The 8836-nt window shown below is 65.6% G+C and carries 11 protein-coding genes; 1 reads left to right on the top strand and 10 read right to left on the bottom strand.

Annotated features, from left to right (window positions below; all coding sequences use genetic code 11):
- Window positions 1-271, top strand: a 271-nt coding sequence (locus RTN46_RS15310) for a hypothetical protein (protein ID WP_312182654.1), incomplete at its 5' end; no start/stop codon positions are given.
- Here the strand turns inward: RTN46_RS15310 and rsfS are convergent.
- From rsfS to RTN46_RS15260, 10 genes are all read right to left on the bottom strand, one after another.
- A complete protein-coding gene (gene rsfS / locus RTN46_RS15305) occupies window positions 238-618 on the bottom strand; it encodes a ribosome silencing factor (protein ID WP_312182653.1) in 381 nt (126 codons plus the stop codon). The genes RTN46_RS15310 and rsfS overlap by 34 nt on opposite strands.
- A gap of 19 nt (window positions 619-637) precedes the next feature.
- Window positions 638-1510 carry a hypothetical protein gene (locus RTN46_RS15300; RefSeq protein WP_312182652.1) on the bottom strand — a complete coding sequence of 291 codons (873 nt, stop codon included), beginning with the start codon at window positions 1508-1510 and terminating at the stop codon, window positions 638-640.
- Between the two features lie 604 nt (window positions 1511-2114).
- Window positions 2115-2768 (bottom strand): nicotinate-nucleotide adenylyltransferase, encoded by a 654-nt coding sequence (gene nadD, locus RTN46_RS15295; RefSeq protein WP_312182651.1) that lies wholly within the window; start codon window positions 2766-2768, stop codon window positions 2115-2117.
- Between the two features lie 42 nt (window positions 2769-2810).
- The gene (locus tag RTN46_RS15290; RefSeq protein WP_312182650.1) at window positions 2811-3047 is read right to left on the bottom strand and encodes a hypothetical protein; all 237 of its coding nucleotides are present in this window, start codon (window positions 3045-3047) and stop codon (window positions 2811-2813) included.
- 107 nt (window positions 3048-3154) lie between these two features.
- Complete coding sequence (locus tag RTN46_RS15285; RefSeq protein WP_312182649.1) at window positions 3155-4486, bottom strand: glutamate-5-semialdehyde dehydrogenase; 1332 nt, start codon at window positions 4484-4486, stop codon at window positions 3155-3157.
- Window positions 4483-5727, bottom strand: coding sequence for a glutamate 5-kinase (gene proB / locus RTN46_RS15280; protein WP_312182647.1), 1245 nt, complete (start codon window positions 5725-5727; stop codon window positions 4483-4485). The genes RTN46_RS15285 and proB overlap by 4 nt, the downstream gene beginning before the upstream one ends.
- A gap of 53 nt (window positions 5728-5780) precedes the next feature.
- A complete protein-coding gene (gene obgE, locus RTN46_RS15275) occupies window positions 5781-7352 on the bottom strand; it encodes a GTPase ObgE (protein ID WP_312182646.1) in 1572 nt (523 codons plus the stop codon).
- A 109-nt stretch (window positions 7353-7461) separates the two neighbouring features.
- On the bottom strand, window positions 7462-7719 hold the full coding sequence (rpmA, locus tag RTN46_RS15270; RefSeq protein WP_066297244.1) for a 50S ribosomal protein L27: 258 nt from the start codon (window positions 7717-7719) through the stop codon (window positions 7462-7464).
- Between the two features lie 90 nt (window positions 7720-7809).
- Window positions 7810-8121 carry a 50S ribosomal protein L21 gene (rplU, locus tag RTN46_RS15265; RefSeq protein WP_312182655.1) on the bottom strand — a complete coding sequence of 104 codons (312 nt, stop codon included), beginning with the start codon at window positions 8119-8121 and terminating at the stop codon, window positions 7810-7812.
- A gap of 468 nt (window positions 8122-8589) precedes the next feature.
- A partial coding sequence (locus tag RTN46_RS15260; protein ID WP_312182643.1) for a hypothetical protein occupies window positions 8590-8836 on the bottom strand: 247 nt, incomplete at its 5' end.

The following is an 8836-nucleotide window of genomic DNA, read 5'->3' as shown; positions in this document are numbered from 1 at the left end:
AACCCCTGACCCCCTGCATGCCATGCAGGTGCGCTACCAGCTGCGCCACAGCCCCGAAAAACTGCTGAATTCAGCAGAAAATCAAGTGTATTTCCAGTCCGGATTTTTTCCTCCGGGCCGAAGCAACTCCTCTACTTTAGTACACAAGCGCGGGAGTGCAAAATCAAACTACATGGTTGATATTCGCGCGGCGAAGGGCGGCAGCTTGGAAGCCACCGCCCCACACCTAACCTGCGATTATGCGTCGGCTGCCGGGGCTTCGGGAAGCTGAAGGTCAACCGCCGGGCAGTCCTTCCAGAGGCGGTCAAGGGCGTAGAACACCCGGTCTTCTTCATGCTGGACGTGGACGATGACAGTCGCATAGTCCAGCAGTACCCAGCGTCCCTCGCTGCGGCCTTCCCGGCGGACCGGCTTCAGTCCGGACTTTGCGAGTTCTTCCTCGACGCCGTCGACGATCGCGTTGACCTGGCGCTCGTTCGACGCGGAGGCGATGAGGAAGACATCCGTGATGGCCAGCCGTTCGCTCACGTCGATCGCGACGATGTCATCCGCCAGCTTGGCCGATGCCGCTCTGGCCGCAGTCCGGGCAATATCTATGGATGATTCGGTGGCGCTCAACGTTTCTCCTTGTGTGGTATCAGCTGCCAAGGCCGCCGACGATCAGTATTATTCCGAGGATGAGGGCCGCCAGGCCCACACCAACAACTCCCAGGGACACAGCACGTATCCTCCGGCTACGGCCAAGGCCGGCAGTCATAACATCCAGGGGGTCCAGTCCGAAGGCGCTGCGCGCCCCGATTGGCTTGGCGCCCTGGTCCGCCTCCAGCGGGGCGTTCACCAAGGCATCGGCGCGGGCCAGGATCTTCGAATGACGAACGTCCGGTTTAGCCGCGGACTTTCCCCGCGCGTTGCCCGGACGGCCCGCCTGCGCCGGCTGACCGACGGATGACATCCGGCCGGTGCCTGGTGCCTGCCGGGAAGCAGGGTTGGACGAGGTGACCACAGGGACGTGGGACGTCGGCGGCCGCTTCATGACCGGCCGTTCCAGGCCCGGGACCTCGACGAATTCAAGCGGCGTGACCATGGCCAGATTGTGCGCAGTCGTCGGATCTGACTGGGGTGAGCGGCGCTGCTCGTTCTCCTGGGCCAGGCGCTGGATGTTCTGTGTCCGCCGGTTAAGGACGGCGGCGCGTTCGGCTAGGGCCCGCTGCTGCGCCAGGAGCTCCAGGTCCACGCCCTGGGGATCGGCCTTCTGCAGGGCTTCCATGGCCGCTACCTGATTGCGCGCCTGATGTTTCAGCGCCTCGCGGGCCGCCAAGGCCTGCTCAACGGACATGTTCGCAATGTCGGCGTTGACGTCGGCGGCAGATGCTTCCGGCCCGGCAGCCTGCGGGGCGGCCTGGGGCTGCGCGGTGGCAGCAGACGGCGTGGCCTCCTGGGGCTCGGGAGCGAGCTTGGGAGTCTTTTCCCGTGCTGTTGAACCCGCTGCGGGAGTGGCAGGGGCCTGCACTGCCGGGGCGCGGTTCGGCGCGGGAGTAACGGGCGTAATGACAGGGGTTTGTTGCTCTTCGGCTGCGCGCCGCCGGCGTTCCCTGCGGCTGGGTTCCTGGCCTGCAGGTTCGGTCTGGCGGTTCGGCGCGGCTGGACCGGAGCGCCGGCCGGACCCGGCAGCGGGGGCCGGGGAAACAGGTGCCGAGGGAACAGAGGGAGGCGCCGCTGCTGGAACCGCATTGGAACCGGACCGGTTGGCCGGTGCGGAAGAGGCTGAATCGGCATGCGGTGCTGAATCAGTTTGGGGTGGTCGGCTTGTTGCAGGAGTCGGTGACTCCTGCGGGCCGCGCCCAGCCTTTTCGCGGGCAGCCTGCTGTGACTGCTGCTGCGCAATCCTCAGCTGGCGCCGGGTGGGCGGGTTTGCACTGGATTCTTCCGGCCGCTTCTCGCTGTCGGTGAGGGCTTTGTAAGCACGAAGCGCTTCACGGTCCCGTGCCCGCTGCTGGGACTCCCGTTCCTGGTGCCCCGCAGCAGCCGTCGAGCCGGCCGCACGGCGGCTGCGTCGAGGTGCTTCTGCGGACTCTGGACCGTCAGTCATTTCCTACCCATCCGGTGTTGATCGCTCAGGCTACTGGTTCAGTCGTGGCAGCCCGTACCTGCTGCTGCGAAGGTGTATAGAGATTGTGCTTGGCGATGTACTGCACGACGCCGTCCGGCACCAGGTACCAGACCGGTTCCGACGCTGCGACCCGCTGGCGGCAGTCCGTCGAGGAAATCGCCATCGCCGGGACCTCCAGGAGCCTGATGTCGTCACGGCCCATGTTCTGCAGTTCATGCCCCGGCCGGGTCACTCCCACAAAGTGGGCCAGTGTCCACAATTCCTGGACGTCCTTCCACGAAAGGATCTGCGCCAAGGCATCCGCCCCGGTGATGAAGAACAGTTCAGCATCCGGACGAGCGCGGCGCAGATCCCTAAGCGTATCAATTGTGTAGGTGGGTCCGGGCCGGTCGATATCCACCCGGCTGACCTTGAACCGCGGGTTGGCGGCCGTGGCGATTACCGTCATAAGGTAACGGTGCTCTGCTGGAGTGACCTCCTGGGCAGACTTATGCCACGGTTCGCCGGTCGGCACAAAAACCACTTCGTCGAGGTCGAACACCGATGCCACTTCACTGGCAGCCACCAGGTGGCCGTGATGGATGGGATCGAACGTTCCACCCATAACGCCAAGGCGGTAGGGGCGCTGCCCGTTAGCCGTGCTGTCTGCTGTGTTCATGCGCGTGTTCACGGTTCCAGCGGTTCCACCTGAGGCGGAAGCCTATTCGGCGATGCCCTGGCCGTGGTCGTGCTTGTTGGGATGCTGGCGCTGGGGATCCACGTGGTCCACAGCTGCCTCGTGGCGGTGGCCGAGGCTCGTGAACGCCATGGTTACGAACATCAGAACCATGAAAATGCCAAAAATGACCGAACCGTAGACAAGGGCCGGGGTGCCCTCGGCGTGTTCTTCGGCTACTTCGGCCGCCATCAGCGCAGCACTGGAAAGCTGGATCAGCATGAATCTCCCTAAATCAACCGCCGGGGAAGCCGGCAGAGCATCGTTTCTACATCAATGGTACGCGTCCGCAGCGCGAACAACGCAGTCCGGACCAGGTGGTGAGTGCGCTAGCCGCGCACCTGTCCCTCGCCCTGGATGATCCACTTGGTGGTGGTCAGTTCCTTCAGGCCCATCGGACCGCGCGCGTGCATCTTCTGGGTTGAGATGCCGACCTCGGCGCCGAGCCCCAGTTCCCCGCCGTCGACGAACCTGGTGGAGGCGTTGACGATCACCGCAGCGGAGTCGGTCTCGGCGATGAAGCGTTCGGCGTTGGCGAGGTCGTTGGTGATGATGGCCTCGGTGTGTCCGGTGGTCCAGCGGCGGATATGCTCGAGGGCTTCGTCCATGGAGTCAACCATGGCGACGGCCAAATCGAGGTCCATGTATTCGCGGCCCCAGTCTTCGTCCGTGGCGGCTGCGGCCTCAACGCCGTCGGGCAGGATCCCGCGCACCCTTTCGTCGGCGTGCAGCCGCACGCCCGAGGCAGCGAGGGCGGCCAGGACTGCGGGGGCCGCCGTGCTGGCGCTGTGCACAAGCAGCGTTTCCACCGTATTGCACACACTCGGCCGCTGGGTCTTGGCATTGAGCAGGATCTCTGACGCCATCTCTTCGGGCGCGCTTTCATCCAGGTAGATGTGGACGTTGCCTTCGCCGGTCTCGATGACGGGCACTGCGGCGTTGGTGACCACGTTCTGGATCAGGGCGCGTCCGCCGCGGGGTATCAGGACATCGACGCGGCCACGTGCCTTCATCAGCACGTTGGCGCCGGGCCGTCCGTAGCCGTCGATGGTCTGGACGGCGTCGGAGGGCAGGCCTACCGTATCCAGGGCGTCCCGGATCAGGTCCACGAGCACAGTGTTGGTCGAGGCCGCGGCGCTTCCACCCCGGAGGATGACAGCGTTGCCGCTCTTGAGCGCCAGGCCTGCGATATCCAGCGTGACGTTGGGCCGGGCTTCGTAAATGGCGCCCACGACACCGAGGGGAACATGGACCTGCCGCAGGCGCAGTCCGTTCGGCAGGGTCTGTCCCCGGGCCACGGATCCCACGGGGTCCGGCAGACCGGCCAGATTACGCAGAGCGGCGGCAAGGCCTTCGATGCGTTCCGGGGTCAGCGACAGCCGGTCCAGCATGGCCTCGGACGTGCCGCCATCGCGGCCCCGGCGCACGTCCTCTGCGTTCGCGGCGAGCACGACGTCCCGCTTGGCGACGAGGTCTTCGGCGATCTTTTCCAGGGCCAGGTCCTTCCAGGCCCGGTTGGCGCGTGCCATCCGCCTGGAAGCGGTCCGCGCACGGTCGGCAATCCGATGGACCCCAGCTTCAACTTCCTCTGGCGACGGCGCGGCAGTTCCCGTGCGGTTCTCAGTGGCGGAAGTCACGGCAGAGGTGTTCACGGCGGTCATGCTCCCAGTGTAGCGGCGCCGCCGGCTGCCTGCCCGGTCCGTGACATCGCTGCCTTCTCGGCCGCTTCGGAGCCGTGGGGGTGCAGGATCACCAGGTCATTAACGTGCACTACGGAACGCTCATAGCCATGGCCAAGTTCGCGTGCGAGTTCCCGGGTGGAGCGGCCGAGCATTTTGGGCAGCTCGTCCGAAGCGTAGTTGGTCAGCCCGTGGGCGAGGGTGCGCCCTGAGGTATCGCACAGCGCCACCGGATCTCCGGGTTCGAAGTGGCCCTGCACGGAAACGATGCCTGCGGGCAGCAGCGACCGGCGCCGCTCCCCCACGGCCCGCGCCGCGCCGTCGTCGAGCACCAGGCTGCCCTGGATCCGGGCCAGGTGGGCCAGCCAGAGCAAACGGATCGGCTGGCGCACTCCCCGTGTCGCGAACCAGGTGCCAACATCTTCCCCGGCCAGGGCAGCGGCGGCGTTTTCCGTCGAGGTAACCAGGGCCGGGATTCCGGACTGGGCCGCAATGGTGGCGGCTTCGACCTTCGTAACCATTCCCCCGGTACCCACCCCGGCTTTGCCGACTTTGCCGATCCGGACGTCTTCGAGGTCCTTCACACCGGTCACTTCCGGGATGCGCCGGGCACCGGCCGACGGCGGTCCGTCGTAGAGCGCGTCGACGTCGGACAGCAGAATCAGGGCATCAGCCTTGACCAGGTGGGCAACGAGGGCCGCGAGGCGGTCATTGTCGCCAAAGCGGATTTCGTGGCTGGCCACCGTGTCGTTCTCATTCACGATAGGCACGACACCGAAGTTCAACAGCCGTTCCATCGCCCGGTGCGCGTTGGCGTGGTGCGTCCGGCGCATCAGGTCTTCCACGGTCAGCAGGACCTGGCTGACGGTAACGCCATGGGAGCCGAAGGCCTGGGTGTATCGGGCCATCAGCAGCCCCTGCCCCACGCTGGCCGCGGCCTGCTGCGTCGAAAGCTGGGACGGCCGCTTTGACAGGCCCAGCGGCGCGAGGCCGGCGGAGATCGCACCGGAGGAAACCAGGATCACTTCCGTGCCCTGCCGCCGCCGGGCCGCCAGGACGTCCGCGAGGGATTTCAGCGCTTCATCGGAGATGCCGCCAGCGACGGACGTCAGCGATGAGGAGCCGACCTTGACGACGATCCGCCGCGCGCGGGCAAGGCCCGCCCGCGACTTCAGCGGCCGTTTTGGGATGGAAGGGAACTGTGCTTCTGATTCTTCACTCATGACGCATCCAGCCTATGACGAAGACCGGCTTCGCCCCTCTTCTGTTAAGGGATTTAGTCGTCTTCCTTGGCCGGAGGCGCCGAGTGCTTGTAGTTGACCGATTCGGTCCAGATTCCGGCCTTGCGCTCGGCTTCCAGCTCGGCGCGGGCCGCCGCGCGGGCGTCCTTGCGCTGCTGGTGGTCTTCGCGCTTTTCGCTGCGGGTCGGGCGGGAGAAGTCCTCGATGCGGATGTCGGACCCGCGCGGAGAGGCAGCGAGCAGTTCGGCGCCGCCAATCATGGTCGGCTCCCAGTCGAACACCACACCGTCGCCCTCGCCGATAACGACGGCGTCGCCGGGCTTGGCACCGGCTTTGAAGAGCTGTTCTTCGACGCCGAGCTTGGCCAGGCGGTCCGCCAGGTAGCCGACGGCTTCGTCATTGGTGAAGTCGGTCTGCTGGACCCAGCGCACGGGCTTGTCGCCGATGACGCGGAACAGCGGCTCCAGGTTTCGTTCCTCGCGGCGGATGGTGAATCCACCCTTGCCGTTGACGGACCTGGGGCGAAGCACCGGAGGGGCGATCCGCGGCGGAGCGGTCGCCACGGCCTTGCGGGCCTCGGAGACAATCGCCGCCATCGCGAAGCCGAGTTCGCGCAGGCCCTCGTGGCTCGCGGCGGAGACCTCGAAGACCCGGTAGCCGCGCTTCTCCAGTTCCGGGCGGACGAATTCAGCCATGTCGCGCCCGTCGGGGACATCGACCTTGTTCAAGGCAACCAGGCGCGGACGCTGGTTCAGGGGCACGACGTCGCCGTCGGCACCCGCGTAGCTCATGTCGACTTCGTACTTCTCCAGCTCCGCCTCAATGATGTCGAGGTCGCTGAGCGGGTCGCGGTCCGCTTCCAGGGCAGCGCAGTCCAGGACGTGGACCAGGGCTGCACAGCGCTCAACGTGGCGGAGGAAGTGGTGTCCCAGGCCCTTGCCCTCCGACGCGCCTTCGATGAGTCCGGGAACGTCGGCAACGGTGAAGCGGACATCCCCTGCCTGCACAACGCCGAGGTTGGGGATCAGGGTGGTGAACGGGTAGTCGGCGATCTTGGGCCGGGCCGCGGACATGGCCGCAATCAGCGAGGACTTGCCGGCGGAGGGGAAACCTACCAGCGCGATGTCGGCGATGGACTTGAGCTCAAGGACGATGTCCCGCTCGTCTCCGGGGGTCCCGAGCAGGGCGAAACCGGGGGCCTTGCGTTTCTGCGAGGAGAGCGACGAGTTGCCCAGGCCGCCCTGTCCGCCCGCGGCAGCAACGTATTCGGCGCCCATGCCAACGAGGTCGGCCAGGACTTCGCCGGCCTTGGACTTGACCACGGTTCCCTCCGGAACCGAAAGGACAAGGGTCTCCCCCGTCTTGCCTGCGCGCCAGTCGCCCATGCCAGGGCCGCCGTTGCCGGCGTGGCGGTGCGGAGCGTGGTGGTAATCCAGAAGGGTGGTGGTCTGCCCGTCCACACGGAGGATGACGTCGCCGCCGTCCCCGCCGTTCCCGCCGTCGGGACCACCCAGCGGCTTGAACTTCTCGCGCTTTACGGACACACACCCATGGCCGCCGGCACCGCCCGAAACATGCAGTACAACACGGTCTATAAAGCTGGCCATGGTTCTCCTTGTTGAAAAATTTGGATCAAGCCAAGTCTACTCGGCTTAAAAAAGACGGTGGGGCGGGCCATCATGGCCCGCCCCACCGGAAAAGCTGTTTAGCCGGAAATTACTCGGCTGCTGCGACGATGTTCACAACACGGCGGCCACGACGGCTGCCGAACTCGACAGCGCCAGCCTCAAGGGCGAACAGCGTGTCGTCTCCGCCGCGGCCAACGCCTGCGCCGGGGTGGAAGTGGGTGCCACGCTGGCGGACGATGATTTCGCCTGCCTTGACAACCTGGCCGCCGAAGCGCTTCACGCCGAGGTACTGTGCGTTGGAGTCGCGGCCGTTGCGAGTAGAGCTCGCACCTTTCTTATGTGCCATTTTCTAATCCTGCCTTTGCTCTGACTGATCTTGATGCCTGGCGGGCACAATCCCGCCGTTCCGGCCCCCGGAGGAGCCTGAACGTAGGAATCAGGAGTTGATGGAGGTGACCTTGACCTTGGTCAGCGAAGAGCGGTAGCCCTGACGCTTCTTGTAACCGGTCTTGTTCTTGAACTTCTGGATAACAATCTTCGGACCCCGGAAGTTCTCGATAACTTCTGCCGTAACCGTAACCTTTGCCAGGTCCGCAGCGGCAGAGGTGACCTGGTCGCCATCAACCAAAAGCAGGGCAGGCAGCTCAAAGGTGCTACCGGCTCCACCGGGGACGCGGTCCAGGGTTACGAGGTCTCCAACGGAAACCTTTTCTTGGCGGCCGCCAGCGCGGACAATCGCGTACACCACTTGGGAACTCACTTCTCTCGACGTTTAATACTAGGATGCGCACTTCCCGGACCAGATATGTGTCCGGCTTGCGCCATGCAGTCACGCCCTGTACCGAAAACGGCTTGGAAGGCGTTCGCACCGAAGTTCAAGGTTACGCTAAGGCACCCATAAGCCGCAAATGCACGGCGGTTTCAGCGTGCTATCGCACGGACGTCACTGCGCTAGGGACTACTTTATAACACTTCCGGACCTTCACCGTCCCCGCAGACGCAGACGGCCCGGTTGATCCAGCAAACAAGTATTCCGGAGGGCTGCTGAACGGCCCCCAACTCGGGAAACGCCGGCAGGCCCGGAGAATGCCGGCAACTCCGGGGAACGCCGCAGGCAGGCCCGGAAAACACGGCCCAACTCGGGGATTCAGGCAGGCCCGGAAAACACCGCAGGCCGCCGTCCAGTACTGGACGGCGGCCTGCTGGGCAGTGGTGCCTAGAGGTCCGAGGCAGGAACCCCGACGCCAAGGATCACCGGGGCGGCAGCTTCAGTGCGCGGCTTGGCGGGCGCCTGGGCTGGCGCCGCCGTCGTGCTGCTCCCCTGCGCTGCCGGCTCGGAAGCGCCGGCCTTGATGATCTGTGCGTCGGCGGAACCCTGCGGGCTGCGCGCAGCACGGCGGCGGCGCGGACGCTTCACAGGTTCTTCTGCGGCAGGAGCGGCGGCGGGTGCTCCCGCGTTTCCG

It is taken from the genome of Arthrobacter sp. (assembly GCF_031988865.1).
In the GTDB taxonomy this organism is placed as follows: Bacteria; Actinomycetota; Actinomycetes; order Actinomycetales; family Micrococcaceae; genus Arthrobacter_B.
The sequence above is the reverse complement of the archived record's forward strand: the minus strand, read 5'-3'. Positions and strand labels throughout refer to the sequence as shown.

What these genes read in the sequence shown, in the direction of transcription:
- RTN46_RS15285 (WP_312182649.1), bottom strand. Translation starts at nt 4,486, where the DNA reads ATGACCGCCGTGAACACCTCTGCCGTGACTTCCGCCACTGAGAACCGC.
- rpmA (WP_066297244.1), bottom strand. Translation starts at nt 7,719, where the DNA reads ATGGCACATAAGAAAGGTGCGAGCTCTACTCGCAACGGCCGCGACTCC.
- proB (WP_312182647.1), bottom strand. Translation starts at nt 5,727, where the DNA reads ATGAGTGAAGAATCAGAAGCACAGTTCCCTTCCATCCCAAAACGGCCG.
- nadD (WP_312182651.1), bottom strand. Translation starts at nt 2,768, where the DNA reads ATGAACACAGCAGACAGCACGGCTAACGGGCAGCGCCCCTACCGCCTT.
- RTN46_RS15290 (WP_312182650.1), bottom strand. Translation starts at nt 3,047, where the DNA reads ATGCTGATCCAGCTTTCCAGTGCTGCGCTGATGGCGGCCGAAGTAGCC.
- obgE (WP_312182646.1), bottom strand. Translation starts at nt 7,352, where the DNA reads ATGGCCAGCTTTATAGACCGTGTTGTACTGCATGTTTCGGGCGGTGCC.